A 15,079-nucleotide genomic window follows, 5' to 3' on the forward strand; every position below is an offset into this window, starting at 1 on the left:
ACCGGCGAAGAACAACCATCCGAGGATTCCACCGTGCTTGAAGCCTATCGCGAACACGTCGCCGAACGCGCCGCCCAGAACATCCCGCCGAAGCCCCTCAACGCAGAGCAGACCGCCGCTCTGGTGGACCTTCTGAAGGCTCCGCCGACCGGCGAAGAAGCCTTCCTTCTGGAGCTTTTGGCAACACGCGTCCCGCCCGGTGTCGACGAGGCCGCCTATGTAAAGGCCGGGTTCCTCTCCGCCATCGTCCGCGGCGAGGCCGAGTGCCCGCTTATCGACCGCCCCGAGGCCGTGCGCCTCCTCGGCGCCATGCACGGCGGTTATAACATCGAGACCCTCGTCGGCCTTCTCCAGGACGCCGACGTCGGCGCGCTGGCGGCCGCGGAGCTCAAGCACACGCTGCTCATGTTCGACGCCTTCCACGATGTCGATGAGCTGGCAAAAAACGGCAACGGCAACGCCCGGGCAGTACTTGAGAGCTGGGCCAACGGGGAGTGGTTCACGAGCCGCGACGCGGTACCGGAGTCCATCAAGGTCGTTGTCTTCAAAGTAACCGGCGAGACCAATACCGACGATCTCTCCCCGGCACCGGACGCCTGGTCCCGTCCGGACATTCCCCTGCACGCTCTCGCCATGTACAAAATGGCCCGCGACGGCCTCACTCCGGACGAGCCGGGCAAGGTCGGCCCCATGGCGCAGATCGACGAAATCAAGGCCCGGCGGCTGCCCGTAGCCTTCGTCGGCGACGTGGTCGGCACCGGCTCCTCACGCAAGTCCGCCACCAACTCCGTGCTCTGGTTCTTCGGTGATGACATGCCCGGCGTGCCGAATAAAAAGAGCGGCGGCATTTGTATCGGCGGCAAGGTGGCACCGATCTTTTACAACACCATGGAAGATGCCGGCGCCCTGGTCTTCGAGGCACCGGTCGACGATCTCTCCATGGGTGACGTTATCGAGATTCGCCCTTACGAGGGAAAAATTCTCAATGAAACCGGTAACTTGCTCAGCGAATTTGAATTGAAATCTCAAGTCCTGCTGGACGAGGTACGGGCCGGTGGCCGCATCAACCTGATTATCGGCCGGGGTCTGACCACCCGCGCCCGGGAAGCCCTCGGCCTGCCCGAGTCCGACCTCTTTCGCAAGCCGGAGCAGCCGGCCCACTCTGATGCGGGCTACACCCTGGGGCAGAAGATGGTCGGCGCCGCCTGCGGCATGGACGGGATCCGCCCGGGCACCTACTGCGAGCCGCGTATGACCACCGTCGGCTCCCAGGACACCACCGGCCCCATGACCCGGGACGAGCTGAAGGACCTGGCCTGCCTCGGCTTCTCCGCCGACCTGACCATGCAGTCCTTCTGCCACACAGCCGCCTACCCGAAACCCGTGGACATCGATACGCAGCACTCGCTGCCGGACTTCATCATGACCCGCGGCGGCGTCAGCCTCCGTCCGGGGGACGGGATCATTCACTCCTGGCTGAACCGCATGCTGCTGCCCGATACCGTGGGCACCGGCGGCGATTCACACACCCGCTTTCCCATGGGGATCTCTTTCCCCGCAGGCTCCGGCCTGGTGGCCTTTGCTGCGGCCACCGGCGTCATGCCTCTGGATATGCCCGAATCCGTACTGGTGCGCTTCAAGGGCACTATGCAGCCCGGCATCACCCTGCGCGACCTGGTGCATGCCATCCCCTACTACGCGATCCAGCAGGGTCTCCTGACCGTTGAAAAGAAGGGCAAGAAGAACATCTTCTCCGGCCGCATTCTGGAAATCGAAGGCCTCCCGGACCTCACCGTGGAGCAGGCCTTCGAGCTGTCTGACGCTTCTGCGGAGCGCTCTGCGGCCGGCTGCACCATTGCCCTCGGGGAGGACACCATCGCCGAGTATCTGCGCAGTAATGTGGTGCTCCTGCGCGCCATGATCGCCGAGGGCTACGGCGATCCGCGCACCCTCGCCCGCCGCGCCGAGAAGATGGAAGAGTGGCTGGCCAACCCGAGCCTCATGAAAGCCGATGCCGATGCCGAGTACGCGGCCGTCATTGAGATCGACCTGGCGGAGGTCCGCGAGCCCATTGTCTGTGCGCCAAACGACCCGGACGACGCGCGCCTGCTTTCCGAGGTGGCCGGCGACAACGTCGACGAGGTATTCATCGGCAGCTGCATGACCAACATCGGCCACTTCCGCGCCGCCGGCAAGCTCCTGGACCAGCACAAGGGCACCCTGGCCACGCGCCTGTGGATCTCCCCGCCCACACGGATGGACCAGCACCTGCTCATGGAGGAGGGCTACTACAACATCTTCGGCGCCGCCGGCGCGCGCACCGAGATGCCCGGCTGCTCCCTGTGCATGGGCAACCAGGCCCGGGTGGCGGCGAACTCCACGGTGCTGTCTACCAGCACCCGGAACTTCCCGAACCGTCTCGGTGATGGTGCCAACGTCTACCTGACGAGTGCCGAGCTTGCCGCCGTGGGCGCGGTGCTCGGCCGCCTGCCAACGCCGGAGGAGTACCGGGATTATGCCAAGGATCTTGACAGCATGAGCGCGGAGATCTACCGCTACATGAACTTCGACCAGCTGGTCGAGTTTCGGGACAAAGCCGACGAGGGCCGGCGCATCGCCGCGGTGGAGATCACCGAGGTCGCCTGAGTCCTCCCCCCCCTGCGGACGCCTCTCCGCGTTCGCAGGGGTTGTTAGCAAGCTAGGGTCCAACCCGCTCGTCGCGGCTCGCAAGAGCAGAGCTTGACGCCGGGCGGCTTTCCATTAAGCTCAGATGTTAATGACTCTCATCTGTGATTCCTGAGTAGCTCTGACGCGAGGCAAGCCATGGCGGACACCACACCCTGGCACCACGCGCCGGTTCCCGTGGTGGCGGAGACCCTCGACAGCGACCCTGCGTCTGGCCTCAGCGCCTCAGAGGCCCGGGCCCGGCTGCAGCGCCACGGTCCCAATGCCGTACCGCGGCCGCCGCCTCCCAGTGCCTTCGCCCGCTTTCTGCGCCAGTTCGACGACCTCCTGATCTACGTCCTCCTCGCCGCCGCCGGCGTCACCGCCCTTCTCGGGCACGTCGTCGACACCGGTGTGATCCTGGCCGTGGTCGTCGTCAATGCCATCATCGGCTTCGTACAGGAAGGCAAGGCCGAGTCAGCGCTGGCCGCGATTGGTGACATGCTCGCCCCGCGGGCGCGCGTCCTCCGCAACGGCGAACGCCAGGAACTGCCCGCCGAAGCGGTTGTGCCCGGCGACGTCGTACTGCTCGAGGCCGGGGATCGGGTACCCGCCGACCTCCGCCTCTTCGAGGGCCGCGGCCTGCGCGTCGAGGAGTCCATGCTCACCGGCGAATCGGTCCCGGCGGAAAAAGCCCCCGAGGCGGTCGACGCCGCGGCCGAGCTCGGGGACCGCTTCTCCATGGCCTATGCTGGCACCCTGGTGCGGGGCGGTACCGGGCGCGGACTGGTCGTCGCCACCGGTGGCGCCACAGAACTGGGAAAGATCAGCGGTATGCTCGCTGACGCACCCGCTTCGGAAACGCCCCTGGTGCGGCAGATGGCGCGCTTTGCCCGTGCTCTCACGGGCTTCATTCTGGCCATCTGTGCTCTGATCCTGCTTCTTGGCTATCTCGCGGGGCGTCCCCTGGGGGAGCTTTTCATGGCGCTGGTGGGGCTCTCCGTCGCCGCCATCCCCGAGGGCCTGCCGGCCATTCTCACCGTTACCCTCGCCATCGGCGTCCAGGGTATGGCACGGCGCAACACCATCGTGCGCCGCCTGCCCGCCATCGAGGCCCTGGGCACCGTATCGGTGATCTGCTCCGACAAGACCGGCACGCTTACCCGCAATGAAATGGCCGTGGTCACCGTGGCCACGGCCGAGGACATCATCGAGGTCTCCGGCAGCGGTTATAGTCCGCACGGCGCCTTCCAGCGGGAGGGCGTCGATCTCGACCCCGCCAGCACGCCCACGCTGCTGGCCATGGCGACCGCCGGGGCCCTCTGCAATGAGGCCCGACTGTGGTGCGAAGGAGAAAACTGGCGGCTGAGCGGCGACCCCATGGAGGGTGCTCTCCTCGCTCTCGCCGGTAAGGCGGGTGTCGACAGCGCGCTCGAGCGGCGACGACAGCGGGAGATCGACGCCATCCCCTTTGATGCCGACAACCGCTATATGGCCAGCCTTCGCCACGACCACGAGGGCGGACATGTCATACTGGTCAAAGGGGCGCCTGAGGTACTGCTTCCACGATGCCGCCGGGCGCTGTGCGCCGACGGCAGCGAAGCACCGATGGAGCCGGAACACTGGCAGGCACGCGCCACCGCCATCGCCAACCAGGGCCAGCGTGTGCTCGCCCTGGCCCGGCGGTGTCTGCCCGGGGAGACGGCAGAGCTTCGCTTCGACGCTATCGACGAACTGACTCTTCTGGGGCTCGTCGGCCTCATGGACCCGCCCCGGAAAGAGGCCATCGACGCCGTGCGGGAGTGCCAGAACGCCGGTATCCGCATCAAGATGATCACCGGCGACCACGCCGGAACGGCCGTCGCCATCGCCCGTCAGCTGGGCCTGGCCCGCCCGGCTCGGGCCCTCAGCGGTGCCGATATCGACGCCCTGGACGACGACGCCCTGGCCCGGGAGGCTACGGCAACGGACGTCTTCGCGCGCACCAGCCCCGCCCACAAGCTACGCCTCGTCACGGCCCTGCAGTCCGCCGGCGAGGTGGTTGCCATGACCGGCGACGGGGTCAACGATGCGCCGGCCCTGCAGCGGGCCGATATCGGTATCGCCATGGGTGCCGGCGGCACGGACGCGGCCCGCGACGCCGCCGAGATCGTACTCGCAGACGACAACTTCGCCACGATAGCGATTGCCGTGAAGGCCGGCCGGACCGTCTATGACAACCTGCGCAAGGCCATCGTCTTTCTGCTTCCGGTCAACGGCGGAGAATCCCTGAGTCTCCTCGCAGCGCTGCTCCTGGGGCTTACGCTGCCGATCAGCCCGGTGCAGATCCTCTGGGTGAACATGGTCTCGTCGGTGCTCCTCGCCATGACCCTGGCCTTTGAGGCCAGCGAGCGCGGCGTCATGGGCCGCCCCCCCCGGCCGCCGTCAGAACCGCTTCTCAACGGCTTTGTGCTTTGGCGCATCGCCTTCGTATCAATGCTGTTCATGGCCGGCATCTTCGGTACGTTCACCCTGGCCAGGACCCAGGGGGCCCCGCTGGAAGAGGCGCGCACGATCGCCGTCAACACTCTCGTGGTAATGGAAATCTTCTACCTCTTTGCCGTTCGCTACCTCGGCCAGGCGTCTCTTACGGTCCGCGGCGCTCTCGGGACCCGCCCGGTGCTGCTGGCGATTTCGGCGGTCACGCTGCTGCAGTTCCTGTTCACCTATGCACCCTTCATGGGCCGTTTCTTTGACACCCGGCCGCTGTCCCTCACCCAGGGCTTCGGCATCGTGCTGGTCGGCGTCGCTACGCTCATCATCCTTGAACTTGAAAAGCTCCTCGTGCGCCGCTTTCATCGGCAGCGCCGGGAACAACGCCCGGAGGCCACACCATGAACACTATCCGTCGCCTGCTCTGCGTCGTACGGGAGTGCGATGACCGGGCCGTGGCGCTGCTGCGGCATGCAGATGCCCTGGCTCGCTCGCTGCAAGCGGAGCTCACACTGCTGAATGTGCTGCCCGAGCTTGACCCGACGCTGCGCCTGATGCCCCATGCACCACCGTTCTCGAAGCTGGCCGAGGACCGCCGGACGCAGCGCTCGGGAGCGCTGACGCAGCTTGCCCGGCAAGCGGGGGTGAACGCGCACAGGCTGCGGCTACGCGAGGGCATCTTTTTCATCGAGGTGATTCGAGAGGTCGTGCAGGAGGCGCAGGATCTCCTGATTACCAATGCAGAAACCGCGGCGGGCCTGCGCCGCTTTTTCAGCAACGAGGACCTGCGTCTGCTGCGCAAGTGTCCCTGCCCGGTCTGGCTGCTTCGGCCGGAACGTCCGCCGCAACCGCGGCGCATCCTCGTTGCCGTGGATTGCGGCGTGGAGTACGACAAGGCGCGTAGCGAGATCAACCGCAAGCTCAACCGTTCCCTGGTGCAGCACGCCCTGGCGCTGGCGACCGCCAACCAGGCCGACGTGCACCTGGTTAATGCCTGGCGAACGCTCTCGGAGAGCTATGCGAGCACCCTGCTCAGCGACGTAACTGCCGAGGAGCAGGAGCAGTTTATGGGCGAACTGCAGCACCTCCACGAAGAAAGCATGCGCAGCCTGTTAGCGGACCTGGCCCGCGAGGGCCTTGAGCAGGCTCTGTCCTTTGTGGGGCCGACAACGCACGTGGTCCGCGGTGAGCCCCGGGAAGTTGTGCCAGCCCTGGCCCGGGAACTGGATGCGGACCTGGTTGTCATGGGCACCATGGCACGCACAGGCATCGCCGGCTTCTTCATGGGCAACACGGCAGAGGCCATCATAGACCAGCTGCACTGTTCACTCCTTGCCCTGAAACCCGACGGCTACGAGACCCCGATCGCCCTCTGAAGCCCCCGCCGTACTTGGCGGATGGCGATCCCTTCGTTGCAGGGGCTGCGGCCCGGGGCCACAGAGGGGCGAGTACCACAGCCTGAGCGCCAGCGCACGGTGGCGCTATAATCCACGTCTACTCGCTTCCGGGAGATTGATCATGTCTATACAGCCTGCCCGGCTTTGCTGTCTGCTCATTGCGCTCGCCGTTACCCCTACCCTCGCACAGCGGGGCCGCGCACCCACCTGCGACGATCTGGTTTGGTCCGCCGCAGCGCTGGCCGCCAACCCGGACGTGGCCCGCCTCTGTCAGGGGGTCTACGTCAAGGGTGACACCTATTACGCAAAGGCAACGATGCGGGTCTCGCAGATCAATGGAAACCGCATAACCTTCCTCCCCCACTACCGGGACGGTGGCCTGGGCAAGGCCCGCAGCGTCAACGTGCCGACCGGCTGGCGGGTCGCCATCGACGGCGAGGAGCTGGGCGTCCGCGACCTGGTGAAAGGCCAGGAGCTCACCGTGTTCCTGCCCCAGGACCGCTTTGCCATTGCCGTGGGCGATGGCGGGCCTCACCCGGATCGCATGCTTCCCCTGGAATAGCGGACGTACTGCGCGCCAGCTGGCTCAGGTCACTGGCTGCTCAGGCGAAGCCGGCGAAGGCGCTGCTGCAACCGACGCAGGTCGCCGCTGCCCACGGGGCGATAGAGGAGTGCCGTAAATTCCTCGGCGAGCACGCCTAGGTCTGCGGCCGCGGCGGGATAGCGCTGCTGCGCCCGGGCCAGCACGGTCGCGGGGCTGTCGCCGGCGTGGACCGGCACTCCGGCGCGCACCAGGCGGGCGCGCAGCCGTGCCCAGGCCCGGAGCAGGGGATCGCGGCGAGGACCGGCGCGCACCAGCAGGGCGAGCGCAACCGCCGCGAGCACGACCCCGAAAGACCCCAGGAGAACCGCGACGAAGCGCTTGGCGTCGATGCGTCCGAACCACTTGCCGAGAAGTTCCACCTGCCGCTCCGAGTCAAAGCCGACGACCCAGGACTGCCAGCGGTAGGTGAGCGCGTCATAGCGCAGACGCAGCGTATTAACCCAGCTCACAGCCCGGTAGCGCAGCGGCGACAAGGGGGAACCGGCGAGGAAGCTGCCTTCCCCCTGCACAGCGGTCTCCAGGCCGAATTCCACTCGTGCAGGGGAGACAGCCGCCGTCGGATCCACACGCATCCAGCCCTGCCCTTCCAGCCACACCTCGTTCCAGGCATGAGCGTCAAACTGGTGAACGATAACCGTACCGTTCATCGGATTGATCTCGCCGCCCTGATAGCCGGCAACGATCCGCGCGGGCACGCCGGCTGCGCGCATGAGTACGGCGAAGGCATTCGCGTAGTGCTCGCAGAAGCCCGCCCGGGTGCCGAAGAGAAAATCGTCCACCGGATCGTCGCCAAGCAGCGGCGGCTGCAGCGTATAGCGAAAAGGCTGCTCACGAAACAGTGCCAGCACCCGGGCGATAAAAGCCTCGTCATCATCTGCGGCGGCGCGCAGCTGCCGCGCAAGGGCAAGGGCACGGGGGTTTTCGCCCTCCGGCAGGCGCGTTTCCAGGCGCCGGCGCCAGGTATCAAGCTCGAGACCGATCGCGGCTCCGGGCCAGCTGCGCACGCTGTAGCGCCGCTCACTCTCCAGCGTCGCCGGTGAATAGAGCGTGTAGTCCGCGAGCGCCATGACGCCGCTCTCCTGCGGCTCGGCGTAGCGCAGGGCGTAGAGCCAGTGCTGCTGTGTCGGCTCGATGATCACACTGTAGTCGAGCACCGCCCCCACAGCCTCCACCGGGGCGGGACGGCGCTGCGCCGGCGGCGCTTCAAAAAAGCGAAGGCTCCTCCAGGTATCATCCTCCAGTACGCTCATCACCAGGCCCCGCCAGTACAGGTCACGGGCTTGCGGCACCTCGCCCGCAAAGCGGGCCCGGAAGGCCACCTCCGTCGACTGGGTGAGCCGGGCAACATCCCCCGGGCGCAGGAAGTCACTCATGCCGGTCTGCGCCGCGTGCGCGCGAATCGGTACATTCCACAGGGGACCGATACGCGGGAAGAGGAAGAACAGCACCAGCATAAGCGGGAAGGCCTGCGCCAACATCACCCCCGCCACCCGCAGCGGCGCGAGCTCGAAACCCTCGCCGGTGCGATGCAGGGCGACCAGGGCCGCAGTCAACAGCCAGGCAACAAAGCTCGCATAGACGACAATAAGCAGGTCCTGGCTGAAAAGGAATTCGGTAATGAGCAGGAAAAAGCCCAGGAAAATGAGCACGTAGGCATCCTTCCGGGACACCGACTCCACCAGCTTCAAGGCATAGGCTGCCAGCAGCAGCGCTACGGTCGGCTCCAGGCCGATAAGACTGCCATAGCTCCAGCCGATCCCCGCCATGGCCGCGCCAATGAGCACCAGCTTCAGCCAGCGGGTCGGCGCGGGGAGTCGGTTGCGGTAGAGCTGCACCCGCCAGCCGAAGGCGGCAAGATAGAGCAGCAACAGCCAGGCCGGCACCCGCAAGCCGTGCGGCGCAAGCAGCAGCACCTGGCACAGGATGATCCAGGCCAGCGCATTGCGCGGGATCTGCTGAGCAGCCTTCACCGCTCAGCCTCGGGGGGCGGTGCGAAATTCCCAAGGGCTCTGAGCACGCGGTCGCGCTGGCCGTCACCGGCACCGGCCGCGAGCTGGTTCCCCGGCAGGCGAAGACCAAAGCGCCGCCCGCGCCGGTGCAGGTCCAGGCACTGCTGGCAGAGAAAAGACAGACGCCGCTCCCGGGCGATACCCGGAAAGGCATCCCAGTCGAGCCAATCGAGGGATGCAGCCCCGGCGGCATACTGCTTGCTCTGCAGCGTCTGGCCGCGAGCCAGTCCCTTCCAGTAGACCTGCCGAAGCCGATCACCAGCCCGGTAGTCGCGCAGGCCGAAAAACTCGTCCTCCCCCGGGCGCCGCGCGGGGCGCCCGCGCGGTTGCCCGGCTCCGGAACCCAGGGGCTCCGGGTAGGGCAGTGGCCGTGGATAGGCGAGGCCGACGAGGTCCAGGTCCACCCAGGTCCAGCAGCGCAGCAGACCGAGGGGGTAACGGCTCTCTACACGCAGGCGCCCGGGCCTGAAAGGCCCGCGCTCCCCGGCCTCCCGGTACAGCGTTACTGTGGCCCCCCGCTCCGGCATGACGCTGACAGCAACGGCCTCCGGGTCGTCTTCAAAGCCGAGCCAGAGGGCGTGATGGCCGCGACGGGTGGCGCAGGCGAGACCAATGCTGAAGGGCACAAGCTGGCGAGGGAAGCCTTCGCCCGCGCGCAGAGCGCGCAGGGTTAGCCCCGACAGGTTGGCATAGCTGTGCAGGACCGCTATTACGAAAAGCGTAGCGAGAAGAAAGGTGAGCGCGTAGCTCATGTTGTTCTCGTAATTAATCGCCGCCACCAGCATCACCAGCAAGCAGGCAAAGAAGAAAAAACCGACCCGGGAGGGAAAAATAAAGATGCGCCGCTGATCAAGCGTGACCGAGCGCGCAGGCGGTATGCGCCGGACCAGCCAGCGCTGGAAGCGGGCCCGCAGGTGCTCACGCAGGGCCGGCAGCCCGGCCCCCTCAGCCAGGAACCACATCGACCTCGCGCTGAAGCAGCGCCACCAGGGCACGACCATCGCCACCAAAGCTGTCAGCGGCCACCAGCCGGTGCGCCGCGACGGGACCGAGCACGGCCTGCAGATCCTCCGGGAGCACGTGATCCCGGCCGTGCATCACCGCCCAGGTCTTGCCTGCGGCCAGAAGCGCGAGCGCGCCCCGGGGCGAGAGACCTACGGCAAACTCGCCGGGCTCCCGGGTGCGCGCCACCAGGCGCTGCAGATAGTCGAGGAGCGCCGGGGAGCAGTGCACCGCAGTGGCGGCCGTCTGTACCCCGGTGAGCTCAGCCGGGCCCATGCGCTGGCGAAGCACGTCAGCCTCCCGTCCACTGCCACCGCGTCGGAGCAGCTCGCGCTCCGCCCCCGGGTCTGGATAGCCAAGCTCAATACGCATAAGGAAGCGGTCCAGCTGCGACTCGGGCAGCGGATAGGTGCCGGATTGATCGAGGGGGTTCTGCGTCGCGATAACGAAGAAAGGCTCAGGGAGCGGGCGGGTTTCACCCTCTACGGTCACCTGGTGCTCGGCCATGGCCTCGAGCAGCGCGCTTTGCGTGCGCGGCGTACTGCGATTGATTTCGTCGGCGAGGAGGACCTGGGTAAACACGGGGCCGGCATGAAAACGGAAGCTGTTATCCCCGGGCTGATAGATGGCGACCCCGAGGATGTCAGCAGGAAGCAGGTCGCTGGTGAACTGCACCCGGTTATAAGACAGGCCAAGCACACTGGCCAGCGCGTGGGACAAGGTTGTCTTGCCCATGCCGGGCAGATCCTCAATGAGGAGGTGGCCGCGGGCCAGCAGACAGCAGAGCGCCAGGCGGATTTCCGGTTCCTTCCCCAGGAGAACCGTGGCGACCTCGTCGACCGCGGCGTCTATGGCACCCTGCAGCCCGCTGGCGCTCACGCGCGCTCCGCCGCGGCGATTCCCCGGGCGAGATCGACCTCCAGATCCTCGACATCTTCGAGGCCGACGGCCACGCGCACGAGGTTTTCGCTGATACCGGCACGCTCGCGTTCCTCCGCTGTCAGCCGGCCGTGGGTGGTGGTGGCCGGGTGAACGATCGTGGTCTTGGCATCGCCCAGGTTTGCCGTCAACGACATGACCCGGACCGCGTCGATGCAGCGCCAGGCGGCCTCGCGGCCACCGCGAATCCGGAAGGACAGGACTCCGCCAAAGGCGCTCTGCTGCCGGGCGGCGAGCGCGTGGCCCGGGTGCTCCGGCAGGCCCGCATAGAACACGCGCTCCACGGCGGGCTGGGTCTTGAGCCAGCGGGCGAGTCGATCCGCATTCTCGCTGTGGGCGCGCATGCGCAGGGCGAGGGTCTCGAGACCCTTGAGGAAAACCCATGCATTGAAGGGACTCATGCTCGGCCCGCAGGTGCGCAGGTAGGCGCGCAGTTCGCGCATGAGCTCTTCTCGACCCACGGCAGCGCCACCGAGGCACCGGCCCTGGCCGTCCAGGTATTTGGTGGCGCTGTGAATAACGATATCCGCGCCAAGGGCGAGCGGGCGCTGGAGCGCCGGCGTGCAGAAGCAGTTGTCCACCACCAGCAGGGCGCCCGCTTCCCGGGCGACGTCGGCCATGGCCTCGAGGTCGGCAACCTCGCAGAGCGGATTTGACGGTGTCTCGAGGTAGAGCAGCCGTGTCCGGGGGCGGACCGCGGCGCGCCAGGCAGTCGGGTCAGCAAGGGGCACGAAGCTGGTTTCGATACCGAAACGTGCCAGGTACCTGCCGAACAGCCCCGCGGTGGCGCCGAACACATCGCGGGAGCAGATCACATGATCGCCGCTTTCCAGGAGCGCAACGCAGACGCCGAAGATGGCCGCCATGCCGGACGCCGTGGCCACCGCCGCGTCGCCCTCCTCCAGGGCCGCGAGGCGCTCCTCGAAGGCACGCACCGTGGGGTTGGTGTAGCGCGAGTAGACGTTGCCCGGCGCGTCACCGGAAAAGCGCGCTGCTGCCTCCGCGCAGGAGGCGAAGACATAGCTGGAGGTCGTGTAGATCGGCTCGCCGTGCTCGCCCTCCGGGCCGCGGCTGATCCCGGCGCGCACCGCGCGGGTTGCCGGGCCCTGGCTGCGGAGGAACGCGCTGTCGTCGTCAGTCATCTCATTTCTTCCTAGCGATCATTGTAGATGCCGACCACAGCGCCGTGCGCCCGCACATCGCTCTGCTCCTTGGCCGCATCGTTGCGGGCATCGCTCAGTTTCTGCAGGTAATGCGCGTCCACGTCGCCCGTCAGGTACGCGCCATCGAACACAGAACAATCGAAGCCATCGACCTCGGGATTGCCCTCGGCAGAGCAGCGTATCAGGTCGTCGAGGTCCTGGTACACGAGCCGGTCCGCGCCGATAGCCGCGCAGATCTCGTCGACGCTGCGTTCGTGGGCGATCAGTTCCTCCGCCGCGGGCATATCGATGCCGTAGACGTTCGGGTAGCGCACCGGTGGCGCCGCGGAGGCGAGATACACCTTGGCGGCGCCGGCATCGCGGGCCATCTGGATAATCTCTCGGGAAGTTGTACCGCGGACGATTGAATCGTCGACCAGCAGCACGTTCTTGCCCTCAAACTCCAGGCGGATAGGATTGAGCTTCTGGCGCACGGATTTCTTGCGCTGGCTCTGGCCCGGCATGATAAAGGTGCGGCCGATGTAGCGGTTCTTCATGAAGCCCTCCCGGAACTTGAGGCCCAGGTCATGGGCCAGGGACTGCCCCGCCGTGCGGCTCGTGTCCGGGATGGGAATGACCACATCGATATCGTGCTCCGGCCAGTCACGCAGGATCTTGCGGGCGAGAGCAGAGCCCGCGCGCATGCGCGTCTTGTAGACCGAAATCTGGTCCATCATGCTGTCGGGGCGCGCGAAGTAGACGTGCTCGAAAATGCACGGCCGCAGCCTGGGGTTCTCGGCGCACTGCTGCCGGTGCAGCTGGCCGGCAGCGTCGATAAACAGCGCCTCACCCGGTGCGATGTCGCCGGCGAGCGTATAGCCGAGCACGTCGAGGGCGACACTCTCCGAGGCGACCATGTAATCGCGCCCTCGCGGCCCGTCGCGGTAACCGAAGACCAGCGGGCGGATGCCGTTCGGGTCGCGGAAGGCGAGCAGGCCGTGGTTCACGATCACCGCCACCGCCGCATAACCGCCGCGACAGCGCCGGTGTACGGCGGCAACGGCGGCGAAGATATCCTCCGGCTGCGGCTGCAGCTTGCCGCGGTGCTGCAGCTCGTAGGCCAGAACATTGAGCAGCACCTCCGAATCGGAGTCAGTATTCAGGTGCCTGAGTTCGCTGTCGAAGAGCGCCTGGCCCAGCTCCCGAGCGTTGGTCAGATTGCCGTTATGGGCGAGCGCAATGCCGTAAGGCGAATTGACGTAGAACGGCTGCGCCAGCGCTGGACCGGAGCTGCCGGCCGTAGGATAGCGCGTATGCCCGAGGCCGATGGAGCCCTCGAGGCGTGCCATATGCTCCTGGCGGAACACGTCGCGGACCAGTCCCTCACTCTTGCGCTGATGAAAGCGGCCGTCGCTGCAGGTCATGATGCCCGCGGCATCCTGACCGCGATGCTGCAGCACCGTCAGCGCATCATAGATATCCGGGGCGACATCCACCGCGCCGCTGCCCACGATTCCTACCAGGCCACACATGGTTGAAGCTCCCTCGTTCCGTCAAGTCGCCAGCGCGGGGAAACGCCCCGCCCTGGCGTTGTCAAACGCGCGCAGGCTCCAGTCCAGCAGCGGGTCCAGATAGGGCACCAGCTGCGAACGGTAAAGCCACTGCTGCTCCGCCGGCGGCACCAGCTGCCGCAGCAGAAAGAGCAGCACAACAACGATGAGCAGCCCGCGCAGCATACCGAAGACGCTGCCCAGGATGCGATCGAGGAGGCCAAGACCGGAAGCGCGCACAAGCCGCGCAAAGAGACGCGCAGCCATCCCCGCCAAGAGGAGCACGGCCACAAAGACGAGGGTCCAGGCAACGATGTAGCGCCCGGTGGGGTTCTCAAGGAAGCCCGCCAGCGCACTGGAGAGCTGCGTAGCAAAAAGATTGGCGACAACAAAAGCAGCGACCCAACCTGCCAGCGACAGCGCCTCCCGGGAAAAGCCGCGCCAGAGACTGACCACCGCAGAAAGGGTCACAATAACGATCACAATCCAGTCAAAGCCGTTGAAGGCGCCGATAGCGGGCCAGCTGCTCAGCATGAGGCACCCTCCCCCCGCCGAACGCCACTAGCGACGCGCTCAGGGCACATAACGCGACACCAGGGATTTGACCCCGTACCGGGCATCCACCCGAACCTTGACAGGCCCGAGCCGGGCGCGCTCGAACTTCGGTCCTACGTAGACGCGGTAGAGGGTAGTCCCGTCGCGACGGAGGGGCTCGTAAAAGGCCTTTTCGCCGCTGCCAATAAGTTCGTCCCGGAGCTTGCGCGCCTTTTCCGCACTACTCACCGTCGCCACCTGCAAGACCCAGGCGACGGGCAGACCGTCGTCGTCGAAGGCCGCCACCTCCGGCGCCTTGTCGCGGGTCGGGTAGGGATCTTCAGAGCTGGGCAGGGGCACCGGGGCGGGCTCTGCAGCCGCTTCCCCGGGCGCAGCCGCGCCGGGCGCGTCGGCAGCCGGCAGGGCGACATCCGGCGCTGCCGGCGGTGGTTCCCGTTCTGGCGAGCCGCGCAGTCCTGCGTCGCTGGGCGCGGGCAGCGGCTCCCGGCTCACTGCTGGCGGCGGCGGCGCCATGATGCCCTCCCGAAGCCGCGCCTCTTCCGGCGGCACGAAGATGATCGGCCAGAAAACGATACCCAGCGCGACCAGGATCAGGGCACCGACAAGGCGCTGTTTGAGAACATTATCCACGGGCGCGGGCGCCTTCCTCGGAGCCGGAGTTCACAAGCTGCAGCATTATACCCGCTACCGTGAAGAAGGACCCAAAGACGACCCCCCGGGCGCCGCCGGCTATCCGCGGCGCCAG

11 protein-coding genes are annotated in these 15,079 nt (G+C 66.8%); 4 read left to right on the top strand and 7 right to left on the bottom strand.

Translation table 11 applies throughout. The features are described from left to right. The first annotated feature begins 33 nt into the window (after nucleotides 1-33). The 4 genes from acnB to HRUBRA_RS11835 all read left to right on the top strand — a co-directional run bounded on the left by acnB (nucleotide 34) and on the right by HRUBRA_RS11835 (nucleotide 7,095). A complete protein-coding gene (acnB, locus tag HRUBRA_RS11820) occupies nucleotides 34-2,646 on the top strand; it encodes a bifunctional aconitate hydratase 2/2-methylisocitrate dehydratase (protein ID WP_035517498.1) in 2,613 nt (870 codons plus the stop codon). A 177-nt stretch (nucleotides 2,647-2,823) separates the two neighbouring features. Next, nucleotides 2,824-5,541 (top strand): cation-translocating P-type ATPase, encoded by a 2,718-nt coding sequence (locus tag HRUBRA_RS11825; protein ID WP_052094782.1) that lies wholly within the window; start codon nucleotides 2,824-2,826, stop codon nucleotides 5,539-5,541. Continuing rightward, nucleotides 5,538-6,512, top strand: a complete 975-nt coding sequence (locus HRUBRA_RS11830; protein ID WP_035517488.1) for a universal stress protein — start codon at nucleotides 5,538-5,540, stop codon at nucleotides 6,510-6,512. Before HRUBRA_RS11825 ends, HRUBRA_RS11830 begins: the two co-directional genes overlap by 4 nt. A 142-nt stretch (nucleotides 6,513-6,654) precedes the next feature. After that, complete coding sequence (locus tag HRUBRA_RS11835) at nucleotides 6,655-7,095, top strand: hypothetical protein (protein WP_052094783.1); 441 nt, start codon at nucleotides 6,655-6,657, stop codon at nucleotides 7,093-7,095. A 29-nt stretch (nucleotides 7,096-7,124) separates the two neighbouring features. Here HRUBRA_RS11835 and HRUBRA_RS11840 read toward each other — a convergent pair whose 3' ends face one another. Genes HRUBRA_RS11840 through HRUBRA_RS11870 form a run of 7 tightly spaced genes read right to left on the bottom strand, consistent with a single transcriptional unit; the run spans nucleotide 7,125 to nucleotide 14,964 of the window. Further along, the gene (locus HRUBRA_RS11840) at nucleotides 7,125-9,107 is read right to left on the bottom strand and encodes a transglutaminase TgpA family protein (protein ID WP_035517489.1); all 1,983 of its coding nucleotides are present in this window, start codon (nucleotides 9,105-9,107) and stop codon (nucleotides 7,125-7,127) included. Continuing rightward, nucleotides 9,104-10,147 carry a DUF58 domain-containing protein gene (locus tag HRUBRA_RS11845; protein WP_236629860.1) on the bottom strand — a complete coding sequence of 348 codons (1,044 nt, stop codon included), beginning with the start codon at nucleotides 10,145-10,147 and terminating at the stop codon, nucleotides 9,104-9,106. Before HRUBRA_RS11845 ends, HRUBRA_RS11840 begins: the two co-directional genes overlap by 4 nt. Continuing rightward, on the bottom strand, nucleotides 10,092-11,012 hold the full coding sequence (locus tag HRUBRA_RS11850) for an AAA family ATPase (RefSeq protein ID WP_035517502.1): 921 nt from the start codon (nucleotides 11,010-11,012) through the stop codon (nucleotides 10,092-10,094). The genes HRUBRA_RS11845 and HRUBRA_RS11850 overlap by 56 nt, the downstream gene beginning before the upstream one ends. 11 nt (nucleotides 11,013-11,023) lie before the next feature. Beyond that, nucleotides 11,024-12,229, bottom strand: coding sequence for an O-succinylhomoserine sulfhydrylase (locus HRUBRA_RS11855; RefSeq protein WP_035517490.1), 1,206 nt, complete (start codon nucleotides 12,227-12,229; stop codon nucleotides 11,024-11,026). 11 nt (nucleotides 12,230-12,240) lie between these two features. Further along, on the bottom strand, nucleotides 12,241-13,761 hold the full coding sequence (purF, locus tag HRUBRA_RS11860) for an amidophosphoribosyltransferase (protein WP_035517491.1): 1,521 nt from the start codon (nucleotides 13,759-13,761) through the stop codon (nucleotides 12,241-12,243). 21 nt (nucleotides 13,762-13,782) lie between these two features. Beyond that, on the bottom strand, nucleotides 13,783-14,313 hold the full coding sequence (locus HRUBRA_RS11865; RefSeq protein ID WP_236629859.1) for a CvpA family protein: 531 nt from the start codon (nucleotides 14,311-14,313) through the stop codon (nucleotides 13,783-13,785). A gap of 39 nt (nucleotides 14,314-14,352) precedes the next feature. Continuing rightward, nucleotides 14,353-14,964, bottom strand: a complete 612-nt coding sequence (locus tag HRUBRA_RS11870; RefSeq protein ID WP_035517492.1) for an SPOR domain-containing protein — start codon at nucleotides 14,962-14,964, stop codon at nucleotides 14,353-14,355. Nucleotides 14,965-15,079 lie beyond the last annotated feature (115 nt).

The organism is Pseudohaliea rubra DSM 19751 (assembly GCF_000764025.1).
Taxonomy (GTDB): domain Bacteria; phylum Pseudomonadota; class Gammaproteobacteria; order Pseudomonadales; family Halieaceae; genus Pseudohaliea; species Pseudohaliea rubra.

Coding starts and splice junctions, on each gene's coding strand:
- HRUBRA_RS11825 (WP_052094782.1), top strand. CDS start 2,824: ATGGCGGACACCACACCCTGGCACCACGCGCCGGTTCCCGTGGTGGCG.
- HRUBRA_RS11830 (WP_035517488.1), top strand. CDS start 5,538: ATGAACACTATCCGTCGCCTGCTCTGCGTCGTACGGGAGTGCGATGAC.
- HRUBRA_RS11835 (WP_052094783.1), top strand. CDS start 6,655: ATGTCTATACAGCCTGCCCGGCTTTGCTGTCTGCTCATTGCGCTCGCC.
- HRUBRA_RS11845 (WP_236629860.1), bottom strand. CDS start 10,147: ATGGTCGTGCCCTGGTGGCGCTGCTTCAGCGCGAGGTCGATGTGGTTC.
- HRUBRA_RS11855 (WP_035517490.1), bottom strand. CDS start 12,229: ATGACTGACGACGACAGCGCGTTCCTCCGCAGCCAGGGCCCGGCAACC.
- purF (WP_035517491.1), bottom strand. CDS start 13,761: ATGTGTGGCCTGGTAGGAATCGTGGGCAGCGGCGCGGTGGATGTCGCC.
- HRUBRA_RS11865 (WP_236629859.1), bottom strand. CDS start 14,313: ATGCTGAGCAGCTGGCCCGCTATCGGCGCCTTCAACGGCTTTGACTGG.